At 71.4% G+C, this 16651-nt stretch carries 15 protein-coding genes; 6 read left to right on the forward strand and 9 right to left on the reverse strand.

What is annotated here, in order from left to right:
- Positions 1-9: 9 nt before the first annotated feature.
- Together ACQQ2N_RS11140 and ACQQ2N_RS11145 are read right to left on the reverse strand one after the other, a co-directional pair.
- Positions 10-1683, reverse strand: a complete 1674-nt coding sequence (locus tag ACQQ2N_RS11140; RefSeq protein WP_440221655.1) for an acyl-CoA dehydrogenase family protein — start codon at positions 1681-1683, stop codon at positions 10-12.
- A gap of 77 nt (positions 1684-1760) precedes the next feature.
- A complete protein-coding gene (locus ACQQ2N_RS11145) occupies positions 1761-2360 on the reverse strand; it encodes a nitroreductase family protein (RefSeq protein WP_440221656.1) in 600 nt (199 codons plus the stop codon).
- A gap of 116 nt (positions 2361-2476) precedes the next feature.
- Here ACQQ2N_RS11145 and ACQQ2N_RS11150 point away from each other — a divergent pair, with 116 nt between their 5' ends.
- Positions 2477-3433: a LysR substrate-binding domain-containing protein gene (locus tag ACQQ2N_RS11150; RefSeq protein WP_440221657.1), complete on the forward strand. Its 957-nt coding sequence runs from the start codon at positions 2477-2479 to the stop codon at positions 3431-3433.
- Positions 3434-3446: 13 nt separating this feature from the next.
- Here the strand turns inward: ACQQ2N_RS11150 and ACQQ2N_RS11155 are convergent, their stop codons facing one another.
- Both ACQQ2N_RS11155 and wrbA read right to left on the reverse strand, forming a co-directional pair.
- Entirely contained in the window at positions 3447-3779 is a 333-nt protein-coding gene (locus tag ACQQ2N_RS11155; protein ID WP_440221658.1) for a DUF2069 domain-containing protein, read from the reverse strand.
- Entirely contained in the window at positions 3776-4375 is a 600-nt protein-coding gene (gene wrbA, locus ACQQ2N_RS11160; protein WP_440221659.1) for an NAD(P)H:quinone oxidoreductase, read from the reverse strand. Before wrbA ends, ACQQ2N_RS11155 begins: the two co-directional genes overlap by 4 nt.
- Before the next feature lie 67 nt (positions 4376-4442).
- Between wrbA and ACQQ2N_RS11165 the strand changes: the two genes are divergently transcribed.
- The 3 genes from ACQQ2N_RS11165 to ACQQ2N_RS11175 are packed head-to-tail and all read left to right on the forward strand — an operon-like array spanning position 4443 to position 6479.
- Positions 4443-5720 carry a virulence factor BrkB family protein gene (locus ACQQ2N_RS11165; RefSeq protein ID WP_440221660.1) on the forward strand — a complete coding sequence of 426 codons (1278 nt, stop codon included), beginning with the start codon at positions 4443-4445 and terminating at the stop codon, positions 5718-5720.
- A gap of 3 nt (positions 5721-5723) precedes the next feature.
- Positions 5724-6206: a TlpA family protein disulfide reductase gene (locus ACQQ2N_RS11170; RefSeq protein ID WP_440221661.1), complete on the forward strand. Its 483-nt coding sequence runs from the start codon at positions 5724-5726 to the stop codon at positions 6204-6206.
- Between the two features lie 6 nt (positions 6207-6212).
- Positions 6213-6479 carry an acylphosphatase gene (locus ACQQ2N_RS11175; RefSeq protein WP_440221662.1) on the forward strand — a complete coding sequence of 89 codons (267 nt, stop codon included), beginning with the start codon at positions 6213-6215 and terminating at the stop codon, positions 6477-6479.
- Between the two features lie 10 nt (positions 6480-6489).
- Here the strand turns inward: ACQQ2N_RS11175 and ACQQ2N_RS11180 are convergent, their stop codons facing one another.
- Positions 6490-9210: a protein kinase domain-containing protein gene (locus ACQQ2N_RS11180; RefSeq protein ID WP_440221663.1), complete on the reverse strand. Its 2721-nt coding sequence runs from the start codon at positions 9208-9210 to the stop codon at positions 6490-6492.
- A gap of 37 nt (positions 9211-9247) precedes the next feature.
- A complete protein-coding gene (locus tag ACQQ2N_RS11185) occupies positions 9248-9838 on the reverse strand; it encodes an ECF-type sigma factor (RefSeq protein ID WP_440221664.1) in 591 nt (196 codons plus the stop codon).
- Between the two features lie 149 nt (positions 9839-9987).
- Here ACQQ2N_RS11185 and ACQQ2N_RS11190 point away from each other — a divergent pair, with 149 nt between their 5' ends.
- Both ACQQ2N_RS11190 and ACQQ2N_RS11195 read left to right on the forward strand, forming a co-directional pair.
- On the forward strand, positions 9988-11640 hold the full coding sequence (locus tag ACQQ2N_RS11190) for a hypothetical protein (RefSeq protein WP_440221665.1): 1653 nt from the start codon (positions 9988-9990) through the stop codon (positions 11638-11640).
- 169 nt (positions 11641-11809) lie between these two features.
- Positions 11810-12472: an ankyrin repeat domain-containing protein gene (locus tag ACQQ2N_RS11195; RefSeq protein WP_440221666.1), complete on the forward strand. Its 663-nt coding sequence runs from the start codon at positions 11810-11812 to the stop codon at positions 12470-12472.
- A 45-nt stretch (positions 12473-12517) separates the two neighbouring features.
- Here ACQQ2N_RS11195 and ACQQ2N_RS11200 read toward each other — a convergent pair whose 3' ends face one another.
- The 3 genes from ACQQ2N_RS11200 to ACQQ2N_RS11210 form a co-directional block, all read right to left on the reverse strand.
- Complete coding sequence (locus tag ACQQ2N_RS11200) at positions 12518-13489, reverse strand: MBL fold metallo-hydrolase (RefSeq protein ID WP_440221667.1); 972 nt, start codon at positions 13487-13489, stop codon at positions 12518-12520.
- 92 nt (positions 13490-13581) lie between these two features.
- On the reverse strand, positions 13582-14415 hold the full coding sequence (locus ACQQ2N_RS11205) for a helix-turn-helix transcriptional regulator (RefSeq protein ID WP_440225745.1): 834 nt from the start codon (positions 14413-14415) through the stop codon (positions 13582-13584).
- 76 nt (positions 14416-14491) lie between these two features.
- Positions 14492-16543: a putative bifunctional diguanylate cyclase/phosphodiesterase gene (locus ACQQ2N_RS11210; protein WP_440221668.1), complete on the reverse strand. Its 2052-nt coding sequence runs from the start codon at positions 16541-16543 to the stop codon at positions 14492-14494.
- Positions 16544-16651 lie beyond the last annotated feature (108 nt).

Genomic DNA, 16651 nt, shown 5'->3' on the forward strand with positions numbered 1-16651 from the left:
CTGCGGAAGTCATGGCGTGGAGGATGAAGGCGCGAACGGCGCCGCGTCGAGCAGCGCGCGTGCGTCGCGGCCCGTGTCGACGCGCGGCAGGCGGTCGAGGCCTGCGGCGAGGAAGCGCGCGAGCGCGAGCGCGGGTCGCCGCTCGCCGAGGCGCGCGACGCGTGCGGCGTGGCGGGCGAGCAGCGCGGCCGCGAACGTGCGAGCGAGCGTGAGCGCGAAGTCGCGTGCGCCCGCCTGACGCGTACCGTCGTCGTGGTGCGCCGCCTCGAGCCAGGCGCTCGCGGCATGCAACGTGGAGCGGATCGCGTGTGCGTCGGCGGCGTCGATACCCGCTTCTCCGAGCAGCGCGTCGAGCGCGTGCACGAGCGGCGTGAAGCCCGTTCCCGCGATCGCGCGCAAGGTGTCGAGCGCGAGCACGTTGGTCGTGCCTTCCCAGATCGGGTAGACCTGCGCATCGCGCAGCATGAGCGGGATGCCGGTGTCCTCGATGTAACCGGCACCGCCGAAGGCCTCGCAGGTTTCCGATGCGATGCGCACGGCGAGCTTGCCGGTCCACAGCTTGGCCAGCGGCGTCAGCACGCGCAGCACGGCGCGTTCGCCCGCATCGGCGAGGGCCGCGTCGCTGCGTCCGAGCAGGTGGGCGACATGGAACACGAGCCCGAACGCTGCCTCGAACGCGGCCTGCTGGTCGGCCAGCGTCGCGGCGTGCAGCGGATGCGCAATGAGCGGCTTGCCGAACGCCTCGCGGCGGGTCGCGTAATCGGTCGCGAGGGTGAGGCAGCGTCGCATCGTCGCGAGCGCACAGACCGCGTTCCAGGTGCGCGTCACGTTGAGCATCGGCGCGATCAGGCGTACGCCATGGTCGAGTTCGCCGACCGGCTGCGCGGGCACGCCATCGAGGTGGATCTCGGCGGTCGGCAGTTCGCGCGTGCCGAGCTTGTCCTTGAGGCGGTCGATGCGGATGCCGTTCCAGGCACCGTCGGCGTCACGCGTCTCGAGATAGAACAGTGCGAGCGTGTCGCCGCCGTCGGGACGCGCGAGCGTGAGCGCCATGTCGCCGACCACAGCCGAGGTGAACCATTTGCGGCCGTGCAGGTGCCAGCGACCGTCGGCGTCGCGTCGCGCGAGCGTGTCCGTGCGCGAGACATCCGAACCGCCGGCGGTCTCGGTCATCCACTGGCCCGACAGCCACAGCGTCGACGGATCGCGCGAGGCGAGGCGCGGCACCGCGCGTTCGATCAGCATGCGGTTGCCCGAGGCCTTGAGCGCGGTCGCGGCGCCGTCGCTCATCGCGAGCGGGCAGGTGTAGAAGGCGCTCGCGACGTGATGCAGGTAGACGCGTGCGAACTGGTCGCAGCGCGCGAACGCGCCGTGCGTGGTCTCGTGGCCGGCGGCGACGAGGCCGAAGCGTGCCGCGATAGCAAGGCCTTCGCGCCAGGTCGGCGTCAGCTCGATGTGGTCGATGCGACGACCCCAGGCATCCCAGGAGACGAGCACCGGCTCGGTGGCCGGTCGCGTGCGCGAGGCAGCCCAGGCTTCGGCAGCGTGCGCACCGAGCGCAGCGAGGTCCGGCGTGATCGTGGCGAGCGTGTCGGCCGGCAACGCATCGGCGAGCCACGCGCGCAGCACGCGGTCGCTCGTGAACGTGTCGGAGAGGACAGGGCCGGCCTGCGTGAACGTCATCCGCCGATTATAGACCGCGCCCCGCGACGCCACGGATGCACGCACCGGCGTGGTGCGTGCGCCTCGGACGAGGTGCCTCAGCCGAAGACGCGGAAGCGCCCGGCGTCGTCGATGAAGGTCTTGTCGCCGAACGGTGCCTCGTTCGAACCGAACGGCATCTGCGCGCGCAGCTTCCACGACGCCGGCAGGTTCCAGCGTTGCGCGACGGCTGCGTCGGGCAGCGGGTTGTAGTGCTGCAGGCTCGCGCCGATGCCGGCATTCGCGAGCGCGGTCCACACCGCGAACTGGGCCATGCCGCTGGCCTGCTCGGACCACACCGGGAAGTTGTCGGCGTACAGCGGGAAACGCCCCTGCAGGCCCGTGACCACATCCTGGTCTTCGTAGAACAACACCGTGCCCGCGCCGGCGGCGAAGCCGTCGAGCTTCTGCTTGGTCGCGGCGAACGCGTCGGCCGGCACGATCGCGCGCAGCGCGTCCTCGACGAGGCCCCAGAACGCGAGGCTTTCGTCGCCGAACAGGATCACGGCGCGCGAACTCTGCGAGTTGAACGACGACGGCGAGTGCTTGACGGCCTCCTGGATCAGCGCGGTGACGGCGTCGCGCGACTGCGGCAGCGCCTTGCCGAGCGCGTACTGGCTGCGGCGGACCTTGATGGCGTCGATGAGTGTGTTGGACATGGCGGGTGGCCTCGAAGCGGAACATGCCGGCGGTCCGGCGACCCACTTACACTATGTCGTGGACGATCCATCGATAAGACGCCAAGATCGCAACATATCGTTCACGGTGACGAACAATGTCGGCGATGCCCGGTGATGTCCTCGGCGATCTCAACGACGTGCGCTTCTTCGTCGCCGTGGTCGACCACGGTGGCTTCTCTGCGGCCGGACGCGCGCTGCGCATACCGAAGTCACGCCTGAGCCAGCGCGTCGCCCACCTCGAAGAGCGCCTGGGCGTGCGCCTCGTGCAGCGCACGACGCGGCGTTTCGTCGTCACCGAGGTCGGCGAACGCTTCCTCGCCCATGCTCGTGCGATGCTCGAGCAGGCCCGTGCCGCGCAGGACGCGGTCGCCGAGCTGCGTGCGGAACCGAGCGGCATCGTGCGCATGAGCTGCCCGGTCGCGCTCGTGCAGACCGTGCTCGCCGGCCTGCTGCCCGAATTCCTCGCTGCGCACCCCAAAGTGCAGGTTCGCCTCGTCGCGAGCAACCGCCGTGTCGACCTGATCGGTGAAGGCATCGACATCGCGGTGCGCGTGCGCAGCGTGCTGGATGCGGACGCCACCCTGGTCATGCGCACGGTCGGCGTATCGCGCGCGCTGATCGTCGCCGCACCGTCGCTGCTCGACGTGCACGGCCGCGCGACCACGCCGTGCGAACTCGCCGCGCTGCCGTTCCTGTCGATGCTCGAGCACGAGGGCGCCCAGGTGCTGCGCGTGCTCGACGGCGAAGGACGCACGCAGGATGTCGAGATGCAGGCGCGCCTGGTCTGCGGCGATTTCCTCGTGCTGCTCGAGGCGGCCAAGCAGGGGCTCGGCGTGACCACGCTGCCCGAGTTCGTCTGCGCCGGCGCACTCGCGCGCGGCGAGCTCGAGGTCGTGCTGCCGGACTGGTCGGTGCCGCAGGGCACCGTGCACTTCGTCTATGCGACGCGACGCGGCCTGTTGCCGGGCGTGCGTGCGCTGGTCGATTTCCTCGCCCAGCGCCTGCCCGGCACGCTGCGCGAGAACCACGCGCAGTGCGCGACGAAGGCCTGATCGAGGCGCGCGCTCAGGCCTTGCGGCGGCGCGCGATCGCGCCGAGCGAGAACGTCAGCAGCACGCACAGCGCGACCTCGACGAGCGCCGGCGCGCGCGCGGCCGGTTCCGAATAGGCCGCGACGATGCCGTGGCAGAAATAGCCGAGGCTGATGATGCCGATCCACAGCAGCGCGCGTTTCGCGCCGCGGCGCAGCGCGAGCAGCGGCAGCAGCAGCGGCGGCAGCGTGATCGCGAGCGCGAGGCCGGTGTCGCCGCCGGCCGGAGGTGCCCACCACAGGTACCAGAGCGGCTGCAGCACGACGAGCGCGGCCCACGCGGCGAAGCCGAGCGTCGTCGCGCTCATGCGCCACCGCCGAGGCGTCGTGCCGCGTCGGCGACGCGACGGCCGAGGGCGCGCGCGAGCGTGCGCTCGTCGTCGCTGAGCTCGCGCTCGCCGCCGACGCCGGCGACGTGGCTCGCGCCGTACGGCGTACCGCCCGTGGTCGTGCGGTTGAGCGCCGCTTCGGTGAACGGCACGCCGACGATCAGCATGCCGTGATGCAGCAGCGGCAGCATCATCGTGAGCAGCGTGCTTTCCTGGCCGCCGTGCATCGTGCTCGTCGAGGTGAACACGCCGGCGGGCTTGCCGGCCAGTGCGCCCGAGGCCCACTCGGCGCCGGTGCCGTCGAGGAAATGCTTGACCGGCGCGGCCATGTTGCCGAAGCGCGTCGGGCTGCCAAGCACGAGGCCGGCGCACTCGCGCAGGTCGGCGGCGTCGACATACGGCGCGCCGTCGTCGGGCACCGGCGGCGCGGCCTGCTGGGTGACCGCGGCGACCGGCGGCACGCTGCGCACGCGTGCGCGCATGCCGTCGACCTCCTCGATGCCGCGTGCGACGTGGCGCGCGAGCTGCGCGACCTTGCCGGTGCGGCTGTAGTAGAGGACCAGCACTTCGCTCATCGGTTCGTTCGCCCGGGATCGTCGGCGGCCGTTTGGCCGGCAGGGAGGGACGCGCTACGCTCGGCGCATGCGCACCCCCCAGTTTGCCATGCCGCGCTTCGTGCGCGAACGCCACCTCGCGTTCCTGCGCTTCACGTGGAAGCGCTTCGTCGAGGACCGCTGCCTGCAGACCGCCGGCGCGCTGTCGTACACGACGCTGTTCGCGCTCGTGCCGCTGACTGCGGCGATCCTCGGCGTGCTCGCCGCGTTCCCGGTGTTCGCCGAATGGCGCGAGCAGCTCACGAGCTTCGCGTTCCGCAACTTCGTGCCCGCGGCCGGTGACGTCGTGCAGGGTTACCTGACCGAGTTCGCGGCCAACGCGAGCAAGGCCACCGCGGTCGGCGTGCTCGTGCTGCTGTTCAGTTCGATCTCGCTGATGATGAGCATCGAGGACACGTTCAACCGGATCTGGCGCGTCGGCACGCAGCGCCGTGCGGTGTCGCGCTTCGTCATCTACTGGACCGCGCTGAGCCTCGGCCCGCTGCTCGTCGTCGCCGCGCTCGTGATCAGTTCGTACGTGTTCGCACTGCCGCTGGTCGGCGAGGCGGCCGACCACTTCTCACTGCGCGCGCGCCTGCTGTCGGTGCTGCCGTTCGTGATCCAGTGGGTGGTGCTGCTGGCCGCCTACGTGGTCATCCCGAACCGCACCGTGCGCCTGCGCGATGCCGCCGTCGGCGCACTGATCGCCGCGGTGCTGTTCGAGGCGGCCAAGCGCGGCTTCGCGTGGTACGCGACCGGCATCGCGACCTACCAGCAGGTCTACGGCGCACTCGCGATGGTGCCGATCTTCATCCTGTGGATCTACCTGTCGTGGATCATCGTGCTGCTCGGCGCATCGATCACCGCGTCGGCGACCGCGTTCGACTACAGACCGCGCGCGCTGCGCCTGCAGCCTGGCCAACGCTTCGCGGGCCTGCTGCGCGTCGTCACCCACCTCGCCGCGGCGCACCGAGAAGGCCGCGGCCTGCACAGTGCCCAGTTGCGCGAGGCCGAGCCGGCACTGACCGACGACCTGCTGCAGCGCTTCCTCGACGACCTCGACCGCCTCGCGATCGCCCGGCGCACCGAGTCCGGCGAGTGGGTGCTGGCCCGCGACCTCGCCGGGATCAGCCTGCTGGACGTCTATCGCGAAGCGGACTACCGTTTGCCGGTCGGCGAGGGCGACCTCACCGAGGCGGACGCGGCGGCGCTGCGCGAGCTCGCGCAGGTGCTGCGCGGCCACCTCGCCGTGCCGGTCGCCGCGGCGATCGAACTCCCTGCGCGCGCGCCGGTCGATGCGCGTGCCGTTTTTCCTGGAACCTCCTAGATCATGCGCAACGCCCTTCTTGCCCTCTGCACCTTCATCGCCGCGGTCGCCGCACCGCCCGTGCTGGCCGATGCCGAACACCCGACGTTGTCGGTCACGACGATCGACGGCAAGCCGTTCGACCTCGCCGCGCAGCGCGGCAAGTGGGTGATCGTCAATTTCTGGGCGACGTGGTGTGGCCCGTGCATCGCCGAGATGCCCGACATCTCGGCGTTCGTGACCGCGCGCAAGGATGTCGTCGCGATCGGCCTCGCCTACGAGGACACCGAGAAGCAGGAGATCGTCGATTTCCTCGCCAAGCGCCCGGTCGCCTACGCGATCGCGCAGGTCGACGTCGAGAGTCCGCCGGCCGATTTCGCGACGCCGCGCGGCCTGCCGACGACCTATCTGATCGCGCCCGACGGCCGCGTGGCCAAGCACTTCCTCGGGCCGATCAAGGAGAAGGACCTCGAGGCCGCGATCGCGGCGGCGTCACCGAAAGGCTGACCGCCGATGCCCTGCGCGCGCTTCTTCGTGAGCGGGCATGTGCAGGGTGTGTCGTTTCGCGCGTCCACGCGCGCCGAGGCGCTCCGCCTCGGCATCACCGGGCATGCGAGGAACCTGCGCGACGGCCGCGTCGAGGTGCTGGCCTGCGGAAGTGACGATGCGCTCGGTACGCTGGAGCGCTGGCTCGCCCACGGTCCGCCCGCGGCGCGTGTGCAAGGCGTCGTGCGCGAAGCGGTCGACGACGAGATCCCGGACGGTTTCTACACGCGCTGAGTGCGTGGGATCACGGTGCGACGGCGGCGTCGGATGCCGCGTCGTCCGGCGACAGCGTGGCGAGTCGCGGCCTCCAGACCGTTTCGAGCTCGTCGGCACGCGCCGTGTCGCCCGTGGCGCGCAGGTCGGCCGCCCACACGAGTGCCGCGCGCGCGCTGCGCGGATGCGCCTCGCCGTGAACCTGCACGTGATCGCGCCACGAGGCCTCGTCGGCGGCGAGGGCATGGGCGGGCCCTTCCTGGCGGGCGAGATCGGCACGCAGCCTGCCGATCTCGAGCCGGTCGGCGGCGGACCAGCTCGCGCGGGCGGTTGCGAGCGAATCGAGTGTGGCCGTGGCCGCGGCGACGTCGCCGAGTCGTAGCGAGGCGCCCGCATCGACGATGCGCGCGCGCAGCGACAGGGCGGCGTCCGCCTCGCCGAGCTCGCGCCACTGCGCGAGCACCGGCGCGAGCAGCGCACGCGCGCCGGCGGCGTCACCCTCCGCGACGAGCGCGTCGGCGAGCTCGGTCGCGGCGCCGAGCGTGACGGGATCGTCCTCGCCGTAGAGGGCGACGTAGCGCGCATGGACATCCCGCAAGCCTGCGCGCGCGGCATCGAGGTGTCCCGCCGTGGCCTGCACGGCCGCGATCGTGGCGAGCACGTCGACGTAGTCGCCGTCATCCTGGCCGGTGAGGGCCTTCTGGTCCTCGCGTACGCGTTCGAGCAGGCCGAACGCTTCGTCGAAGCGCGCCTGGGTCGCGAGGTAGCGGGCGAGCGCGGTGCGGAAGTAGATCGCGAATGCGCCGGCATCGCCTTGCGCTGCGGAGACGAGTCGCACCGCTTCGCGTGCATCGGCTTCGGCCGCGTGCGCGTCACCGAGGCGTTCGCGCAGGCGGGCACGCGCGGCCAGGCGCATGCCCTTGACCACGCTGTCGGGCGGCGAGCGGCGCAACGCCTCCTCGTAGAACGGTCCAGCCTCGGCGTACTCGCCGCGCCGCACGTGGATGAGCGCGAGGTTGTTGTAGGCCGAGGCGAGACGGTTGCCGGGCCGTTCGAGGCGGTTGATCTCGAAGGTCGCGCGGGCGGCGGCGAGCGCTTCGGTGTAGCGGCCGGCACGGTTGAGCGCGAGCGACAGCACCATGAGCGCGTTGGCGATCGGCTGGGTACCGTCGTCGTGCACGCGCTGCGCGAGCACGAGGGCCTCGCGTGCGGCGCGCACGACGTCCCGCGCGGGATAGGCGCCGTTGGCCATTGCGTTGACGAGGGCCTCGGCGCAGCGTGCCGCGGCGGCCGGATCGTCGACCTCGGGTGACAGGTTGAGGTCGACCGCTTCGCGCAGCAGCGGCACCGCGGTCGTGCCGAGGCTCATGTGGCGGTAGGCGTGGCCGAGCGCCTCGAGCAGGCGCGCGCGCGTCGCCGGTTCGTCGGCGAGTTCGCTGCGCAGGCGCGCGAGCCCGCTGTCGAGCACGTCGCGCGCGCGCAGGTCGTGGCGCACGCCGCTGTTGACGTTGGAGTCCGAGGCCGAGAACACCGACACGAGGAAGTCGGTCGCGCGCTGCGCGGTCAGCGCCTCGGCGCGCGCGGCGCGTTCGGCGAGCACGGTGCGCCAGCCGAAGCCGGTGGCCGTCGCGACGACGAGCAGGCCCGCCGCGAACGCCGGCCAGCGTCGTCGCGCGAGCCGACGCAGCACGTAATGCCAGCGCGGCGGGCGTGCCTGCACGGGCTGGTGGCGTGCGATGCGTTGCACGTCCTCGGCGAGGGCGAGCGCCGAGGCATAGCGCCGTGTCGGATCGGCATGGCAGGCCCTGGCGACGATCGCATCGAGGTCGCCACGCAGGCGGCGGCGCTCGGCGCGTGTCGCGACGAGCGTGCTCGGCGCCGGCACGTCGCTGCCGCGTTCGCGCGCGATGCGCGTGCCCGACACGAGTTCGGCGAGCAGCACGCCGAGCGAGAACAGGTCCGACGCAACGGTCGGCGTTTCGCCGCGCAGCTGCTCGGGGCTCGCGTAGCGTGGCGTGAGGCGCGGCGATGCGGAAACGCCGGCCGTATCGCCCGGAGCCGCGGTGGCGTCGCTGGCCTGGGCGATACCGAAATCGAGCAGCACCGCGACGCCGTCGGCTCGCACGAGCACGTTCGAGGGCTTGAGGTCGCAGTGCACGACGCGGCGCTGGTGCGCGTGGTGCACGGTCTCGCAGATCGAGGTGAACAACGCGAGGCGGGCCGGATCGCCCGCTGCCTGTCGCGCAGCCCAGGCATCGAGCGGCTCGCCGTCGACGTACTCCATGACGAGGTAGGGATCGCCGTCCTTCGTCGCGCCGCCGTCGATGAGGCGCGCGATGCGCGGGTGGTCGAGGTCGGCGAGCAGCTGGCGCTCGCGTTCGAAGCGGCGCGCGTCGTCGTCGTCGCGGAAGCCGCGCATGAGCTTGATCGCGGCGCGTTGGGTGAAATGGCCGTCGGCACGTTCGGCGAGGAACACCGCGCCCATGCCGCCGCGGCCGAGCTCGCGCACGATGCGCCATGCGCCGAGCATGCTTCCTGCGGCGAGCGTCGCCTCGCCTGCGGCGGCCTCGACCAGCGGCGCGACGATGCGGGCGATCGGGTCGCGCGCCGGTGCGCCGACCGCGTCGGCGGCGACGAGGTCGAGCACGGCCGCGATCGTCGGCTCGTCGGCGCCGAGCTCGCGCAAGGCTTCGGTGCGGGCATCGGCGGGCAGGTCGCAGACGGCGTCGAACAGGTCGCGCAGGCGGCTCATCGCGGCCGTACCGTGAGCATCGGCCGGCCGTGGTCGGTCACGCGAGCGCTCGACTGACCCAGGCGCGCGCGAAGCGCAGGTCGCGATCGATCGTCGGCACCGACACGCCGACGATCTCGGCGATCTCTTCGCGCTGCAGGCCCGAGAAGCTCGCGAGCTCGAGCACGCGCGCGGCGCGTGCGTCCTCGGCATCGAGGCGGCGCAGCGCGTCGTCGAGCGCGAGCAGGTCGAGGGTGTCGTGGTCGGCCACGCCCTGTGCGTGGCCTATCGTCACCGTGAGGCCGCTGCCGCCGCGCCGGCCGGCGCGGATCGCGCGCGCGCGGTCGGTCAGGATCGAGCGCATGTAGAGCGCGCCGACGGCGAGGAAGTGCAGGCGGTTCGCATAAGCCTTGTCGGCACCGAGCAGGCGCACGACGGCTTCGTGGACGAGGTCGGTCGGGTCCAGCGTGAGGTTGCCGGATTCGCGCCGCAGCCGCTGCGAGGCGATTTCGTGCAAGGCGTCGTAGAGCGCCGGCATCGCGGGCTCGAGCGCGCCGGGATCGCCGCGTCGCCAGGCCTGCAGCAGGGCGGTGATGTCGTCGGGCATGCGGCGGTACGGAAATGACGGAAGGGCGCCGCGGGGACGCATGCGTCGATCCTAGCCGCGCCGGCCGCAAAAGCAAACGCGAGTGCCAAGCGCGTCACGAAGCGGGAGGCGACCTAGGGGATTCCCGGGATGTCCGGGGCGCGCGTGCGGCGTAGCGTCCGTCCACTGGCCAGCATAAGGACGAAACCGTCATGACCCTCGACGCGGCGCGCATCGGCAACGACAGTGCGGTTTCGGGTGCCTACTGGCAGGGCGATGTCGCCAACACCCAGGCCCTCGCGGCCACCAACACGGGCCCGCAGGGCCTGCCGGTCGGCGACGGCAACTTCAGTGCGGAGGCCGCCGGCACCCAGCCGCAGCCCGAGCGCGACCTGCAGCTTGCGCAGATGGCCAACGACTCGTACTCGTTGCAGAACGCCGAAGGCGTGACCGGGACGCAGTCCGAGGCCGAGCTCGCCGCGGCCGGCTGGACGCGCCTCGAGCCGGCCGGCGACCACCTTGTCGACGCCAACGGCAACCGGATCGAGATCGACCCGAAGATGCTCGAGGACAGTACCTCGGGCTTCCGCGCGTCGATCTACCAGAACGCCGAAGGCCAGTACGTCGTCGCATTCGCGGGCACGAATCCCTCCGAGATGGGCGACCTGATCGCCGACGGCGCGCAGGCGTTCGGCCTCGAGAACACCCAGTACAACATGGCGATCAACCTCGCCAAGAAGGCCGAGGTCGCGTTCGGCGAAGGCAATGTCGTCTACACGGGCCATTCGCTCGGCGGCGGCCTCGCCTCGACGGCGGCATTGGCGGTCGGCAGCACCGCGGTCACGTTCAACTCGGCCGGCCCGAGCAACGACACGCTGCGCGGGCTCGGCTTCAACCCGAACGAGGCGCGCAGCGACCTCGCCGAAAGTGGCCAGATCCGCCACTACATCGTCGACGGCGACCCGCTCAACCTCGCCCAGAGCGACATTCCGGCGATCCCGGCGCCGTACATCGGCGCGTTCTCGCCGCCCGACGCGGTCGGCCACGAGCTGCGCATCGCGCTGCCCGACGGCATGCGCCCGGTCATCGACTCGCACGGCGGCAGCGGCGACGGCACCTCCTACGTCGAGGCGCTGCGCCAGAACACGCCGTACGCCGGCGCGGCCGACAACGGTTTCGCGATCGATGCGCTCGGCCGCTATGGCGACTTCACGTTCAACACGATCGGTTCGGCGATCGAGGCCGGCGTCGAGACCGTCAAGGACGTCTCCAATGTCGTGCAGGACACCGCTGCCGAGATCCGCGACGTGTGGAACAGCGACGCGAGCGTGATCGAGAAGGGCACGCAGATCGCCGGTGACGTCATCGACGGTGTCGTCGACTCGGCCGGCGTGATCGCGGGCAACGCGATCGATGGCGCGGGCGACATCGTGCAGGACGCCACCGATTTCGCCGGAGGCCTCGTGCGTGACGCCGGCAAGGCGACCGGCCTGCAAGGCCCGGCCGACGCCGTGGCGCGCGTGATCGAGGGCGGCGGCGAGCTCGTCAACAAGGGCGTCGACGCGATCGGCGGCGGCGTCGAGTGGGCCGTCGACAAGGTCGGAGACGGTCTCGAAGTGGTCGCCGACGTGGCCGGCAAGGTCGGCCAGGGTGTCGTCGATGGCGCGGTCGCCGCAGGCCGTGCCGTGGTCGACGGTGCCGTGATCGCGGGCAACGCGATCGTCGACGGCGCGAAGGTGGTCGGCAACGCCGTGGTCGACGGCGCGACGGCGGCCGGCAATGCCGTCGTCGACGGCGCCAAGGCGGTCGGCGGTGCGGTCAGCGATGCCGCGAGCTGGGTCGGCGACAAGCTCAAGTTCTGGTGATCCGTGGTATGAATGCCGTCCGTTCGGATCGGCCCACGGGCCACGCGGAAGGTAGATGAGCCGCACGCTGCGCACCTGTGCACCGCGCCCCTCGAGGGTGGCGGTGCTGCTGGTCATCTTGTCGATGCTGATGGCCGGGACGGCGTGCGCCCGGCAAGGTTCCGGGTCCATGACGAATTCCCCGTTCAACGGCAGCTCTGCGGCCGCGCTCGCCGATGCCGCGAAGGCTGGCGACGCCGCCACGATCAAGACGCTGGTCGCACAGGGTGCGAACCCCAATGCGCAAGGCGAGAAGGGCATGCCGGTGCTGCAGTGGGCGATGCTCAACCAGAGCCGCGCCGGCTTCGAGGCGCTGCTCGCGGCGGGTGCCAATCCCGAGCAGGGCAATGATGACGGCCTCACCGCCGTGCACCTCGCCGCGATGGCCGATACGACGTGGTGGCTCGAGAAGCTGCTCGCGCGCAAGCACGGCCCCGACACGCCGAACACGGTCACGCAGGCCACGCCGCTCATGGCCGCGCTGCTCGCCGAGCGCAAGGAGAATGCCGACCTGCTCATGAAGGCCGGCGCGAATCCGAATGCCGCCGATCGCCAGGGCGACACGGCACTGCACCTCGCCGCCTCGATCAACGAGAGCGGCCGCGTGCTGCAGCTGCTCGAGGCCGGTGCGAACCCGAACGCGCGCAACAAGCAGAACGTGACGTTCCAGCGCTATCTGTTCATGACGCCCGAGAAGGCGCTCAACGCGGGCACGCGCGCCGACCGCGATCGCGTGCGCGACTGGCTGCGCGCGCACAACGTCGAGATCGAGGATCGCCGCAAGGGCGCGTGAAGCTGCCTGCACGGCGACCGCCGAGCAGGAGTTTGCGGTCTCGCGTCACGGTGTCGGCGTGTAGGGCGAGAACTCCGCCGGCACCCACGCAAACGCCTTGCCTTCGCCACGCACGTGGCCGAGCCCCGGGAACGGCAGGTGTGCACCGGCGACCCACCAGCCTTCGCGTGCCGCGCCCGCGAGCACCTCGCGGCGAGACGTGATCGCCCGCGCGCGGTCCACATCGGCCTCGTACGAGGCTTCGGGCATCGCGAACTGCACCGCGTGGTAGTGCAGCACGTCGCCCCACACGAGCAGCTTCGCGCTGCCGCCGTCGAGCAGGAACGAGCGGTGTCCCGGCGTGTGGCCCGGTGTCGCGACGATGCCGACGCCCTTGGGCAATGCATCGCCGTCGCCGAGGCGATGCACTCGATCCGCCTTTTCGTACGGCGCGAGCGCACGCCGCGCGAGATCGAACAGGAAGCGCATGCCTTCGGCCGTGCGCGCCTCGGCCTCGCGATCGTTCCAGTGGTCGACTTCCTCGCCGGCCAGCCAGACCTGCGCGTTCGGGTAGGCCATGCCGCCGTCGGCATCGAGCAGGCCGCAGGCGTGGTCGGGATGCGCATGGGTCAGCAGCACGACGTCGACATCGCCCGGCGAAAAGCCCGCCGCGCGCAGGTTCGCCGGCACCTGGCCGAGCCCGGGACCGAAGCATTGCGCGGTGCCGGCATCGACGAGCATGCGCGTGCCGTCGCGCTCGACGAGGTAGGCGTTGACCGCGGTCTGCAGGCCCTTCGGCGTCTCGGGCACGTAGCGGTTCTCGAGCAGCGCGGCGAGGCGCGCGGGCGTGACACCGACGAGCTCGCTGCGTGCAAGCGGCACGGTGCCGTCGAACAGCGCGGTGACGCGCAGGCTGCCGATCGCGGCACGGTAGTAGCCGGGCACCTGCATGGCGGACTCGGCGGCACTGGCGGCGGCTGCGGCCAGGGTTGCGATCGCGGCGAGCGCGAGCGGCAGGCGGCGGAAGGAAAGGGGCATGGGGACATCCTCGAGCGCTGCGGCCGGGCCGCGGTGGCGTGATCATGCGCCGGTCGGCGCGCGTGATCCGCTCGACTTCGTGTGCGAATCGCTCAGGTGTTGCCGATCGCCGACGGCTCGAGGCCGTAGCGCGCGACGAAGCGGCGCACGAACGTAGCGGTCGATCGGTAGCCGACGCGTGCGGCGATGGTCTTGAGCGGCAGCCGCGTCGTGTAGAGCAGCTCCATCGCGCAGGCGAGGCGCGCCTCGGCGATCGTCGCGAGCAGCGTCGTGCGTTCCGCGGCGAGACGTCGCCGCAGCGTCGCGCCGCTCATGCCGAGCGCCTCCTCGAGGTCGCGCGACCGCCATGCGCGCAGCGGCTGTGCGGCGACGAGTGCGCGCACCTCGGCGGCGAGGCTCGGTGGCGCCGGCGCGAGCACGCCGTCATGGCCGCGCTCGCACAGGCGCACGAGGATCGTCGCGAGGGCGAGGCGCGCCTCGGCGTAGCGCGCGCCGCGCAAGGCGTCGCACCAGGCGTCGAGTTCGGCTTCGAACGTGGTCGCGGGCAGCGTGACGACATCGTCGTCGCCCTGGCGTGCCGGCTGCGCCCACAGCAGGCGGGCCGCATCGACGACCTCGGCGCACAGTGGCACGGTGACGGTGAGGTACAGACCGCTGACAGGATCCGGCCGGTTGAGGACATCGAGGCGGCAGGCGCGCGTGACCACGAACAGGCTGCCGCGCGCGATCTCGAGGTGCGTGCGCGCACCGCGCAGAAGCTTCGTGCCCTGCAGCACGACCGCGAGCATCGGCGTGTCGATCGCGACGGCCCGGGCGCCGTGCTCGCGGCGTGCCGTGATGCACGCGAACGGGCCGGCACGCGCGCAGTCGGCGAGCGTGGCGAGGCGCTCGGTGAGCGAAGGGATGGCGGGTTCCGGCATGTCCATCGCGCGCATTCTCGCATCGCGCGCGTGATGACGCCTGGCGGGGGCAAAGGCGCGCGGAACGCCGCGCGCGTGGCGCTCAGGCGGGCTGCAACTCGTCGGGATCGACCGGACGGCCGAGGTAGAAGCCCTGCAGTGAGGTGCAGCCGAGCTTGGTCAGCAGGCGCTGCTGGTCCTCGGTCTCGACGCCTTCGGCGATGATGTCGAGGTTGAGCGTGCGGCCCAGCGCGACGATCGCCGCGACGATCGCGGCATCCTCGCCGCCTTCGACGAGGTCCTTGATGAAGCCGCGGTCGATCTTGAGCTCGCGCGCCGGCAGCTTCTTGAGGTACATGAGGCTCGAGTAGCCCGTGCCGAAGTCGTCGATCGAGATGTGCACGCCGATCGAGACGAGCTCGCGCAGGATCGCGAGGCTGCCCTCGGGATCGTGCATCGCGGTCGACTCGGTGACCTCGAGCGTGAGCGCGCTCGCCGCAATGCCGTTGCGTTCGAGCGCCGCGCGGATCTTGCCGGGCAGGCCCGGCGAGCGGAACTGCGTCGGCGACAGGTTCACGGCGACGCTCGGCACGGGGCGACCTTCGGCGGCCCATTGCGCCATCTGGCGGCAGGCCTCGTCGATGACCCAGCGCCCCATCTCGATGATCAGGCCGTTCTTCTCGGCAAGCGGGATGAAGCGTTCGGGCATGATCACGCCGCGCTCGGGGTGGCGCCAGCGCAGCAGGGCCTCGACGCCGATCAGCGGGCCGGCCGGCGCACGCAGCTTGGGCTGGAACTGCAGGAACAGCTGGTCGCGCGCGGCGGCGTGGCGCAGGTCCTGGATCAGCGCGAGCTGGTCGTGTGCGCCGAGATTCATGGACGGCTCGAAGAAGCCGTAGCCGTTACGGCCCTGCTCCTTGACGTGGTACATCGCGGCGTCGGCGTTGACGAGCAGGTCGCGTGCGTTGCCGCCGTCCTCGGGATGCATCGCGATGCCGATGCTCGCGGTCACGGCGATCTCGCCACCTTCGATCGCGAGCGGCTGCGCGATGCGCGTGAGCAGCTTGTCGGCGACCGTGGCGGCGTCCTCGGGCTCGTTGACCTCGAGCAGCAGCACGAACTCGTCGCCGCCCATGCGCGCGATCGTGTCCTGCGCGCGCACGGTCTCGCGGATCGCCTCGGCGACCGCGACGAGCAGGCGATCGCCGACCGGGTGGCCGTAGGCGTCGTTGATCGCCTTGAAGCCGTCGAGGTCGATGAACATGAGCGCGAAGCGCACGCGCGTGCGGTTGGCCTTGCCGACGGCCTGGGCGAGGCGGTCCTCGAGCAGCAGGCGGTTCGGCAGGCCCGTGAGCGGGTCGTGCAACGCCATGTAGCTGAGCTTCTCGTTGGCCTCGTGCAGCGAATCGGCGAGCACCGAGGTGCGCTCGTCGAGGCGGCGGTCGAGCACCGAGACGACGATCGCGAGCGAGAGGATCGCGAAGCTCGCGATGCCGACGAGGCTCGCGAGCAGGTCCGGCGACACGCCGTCGCCGAGCGTCGCCGTGCAGATGCTGCCGGGTGCGAACGTCGCCGCGGCCATGCCCGTGTAGTGCATGCCGACGATGGCGAACGCCATGACGAGCGCGGCGATCGCGCGCAGGCGCGTGCGCCCGCGGCCTTCGCCGCGCAGGTGGTGCGCGATCCACAACGCCGCGCCCGCGGCGGCCATCGCGATGAGGATCGACAACGCGAACCAGATCGGCTCGTAGGCGATGCCGGGCTCCATGCGCATCGCGGCCATGCCGACGTAGTGCATGAGCGCGATGCCCGCACCCATGATCACCGCACCGCCGAGGATGCGGGTGCGCGAGAGCTCGGGCTGCGAAACGAGGTAGAGCGCGTAGGTCGACGCGGCGATCGCGATGACCAGCGAGTACAGCGTGATGAACAGGTCGTAGCCCTGCGGGATCGGCAGGCTGAACGCGATCATGCCGATGAAGTGCATCGACCAGATGCCGACGCCCATCGCGGTGCCGCCGAGGCCGAGCCACCAGCGAGCCGCGTTGCCGCTCGCGGCCGTGATGCGCCCGGCGAGGTCGAGCGCAACGAACGACGCGACCACCGCGACGAGGTACGACGCGAGGACGAGCGTGAGGTTGTAGGTTCCGGTCATGGGATGCGCACGGAGGCGCCTTTCAGGGGGTGCGCGAGCCTAGCAAGCAATACGCCAACCTGATATCGACCAATGGTCAGGGATTGTCACATACCTGAACACGGTTTA

It is taken from the genome of Dokdonella aquatica (assembly GCF_051987395.1).
Taxonomy (GTDB): domain Bacteria; phylum Pseudomonadota; class Gammaproteobacteria; order Xanthomonadales; family Rhodanobacteraceae; genus Dokdonella.

Bases quoted from the DNA above. Each gene is read 5' to 3' on its own strand.
- wrbA (WP_440221659.1), bottom strand. From the start codon at position 4,375: ATGAGCGAAGTGCTGGTCCTCTACTACAGCCGCACCGGCAAGGTCGCG.
- ACQQ2N_RS11195 (WP_440221666.1), top strand. From the start codon at position 11,810: ATGACGAATTCCCCGTTCAACGGCAGCTCTGCGGCCGCGCTCGCCGAT.
- ACQQ2N_RS11140 (WP_440221655.1), bottom strand. From the start codon at position 1,683: ATGACGTTCACGCAGGCCGGCCCTGTCCTCTCCGACACGTTCACGAGC.
- ACQQ2N_RS11170 (WP_440221661.1), top strand. From the start codon at position 5,724: ATGCGCAACGCCCTTCTTGCCCTCTGCACCTTCATCGCCGCGGTCGCC.
- ACQQ2N_RS11210 (WP_440221668.1), bottom strand. From the start codon at position 16,543: ATGACCGGAACCTACAACCTCACGCTCGTCCTCGCGTCGTACCTCGTC.
- ACQQ2N_RS11165 (WP_440221660.1), top strand. From the start codon at position 4,443: ATGCGCACCCCCCAGTTTGCCATGCCGCGCTTCGTGCGCGAACGCCAC.
- ACQQ2N_RS11180 (WP_440221663.1), bottom strand. From the start codon at position 9,210: ATGAGCCGCCTGCGCGACCTGTTCGACGCCGTCTGCGACCTGCCCGCC.
- ACQQ2N_RS11190 (WP_440221665.1), top strand. From the start codon at position 9,988: ATGACCCTCGACGCGGCGCGCATCGGCAACGACAGTGCGGTTTCGGGT.
- ACQQ2N_RS11200 (WP_440221667.1), bottom strand. From the start codon at position 13,489: ATGCCCCTTTCCTTCCGCCGCCTGCCGCTCGCGCTCGCCGCGATCGCA.
- ACQQ2N_RS11155 (WP_440221658.1), bottom strand. From the start codon at position 3,779: ATGAGCGCGACGACGCTCGGCTTCGCCGCGTGGGCCGCGCTCGTCGTG.
- ACQQ2N_RS11145 (WP_440221656.1), bottom strand. From the start codon at position 2,360: ATGTCCAACACACTCATCGACGCCATCAAGGTCCGCCGCAGCCAGTAC.
- ACQQ2N_RS11205 (WP_440225745.1), bottom strand. From the start codon at position 14,415: ATGGACATGCCGGAACCCGCCATCCCTTCGCTCACCGAGCGCCTCGCC.
- ACQQ2N_RS11175 (WP_440221662.1), top strand. From the start codon at position 6,213: ATGCCCTGCGCGCGCTTCTTCGTGAGCGGGCATGTGCAGGGTGTGTCG.
- ACQQ2N_RS11150 (WP_440221657.1), top strand. From the start codon at position 2,477: ATGTCGGCGATGCCCGGTGATGTCCTCGGCGATCTCAACGACGTGCGC.
- ACQQ2N_RS11185 (WP_440221664.1), bottom strand. From the start codon at position 9,838: ATGCGTCCCCGCGGCGCCCTTCCGTCATTTCCGTACCGCCGCATGCCC.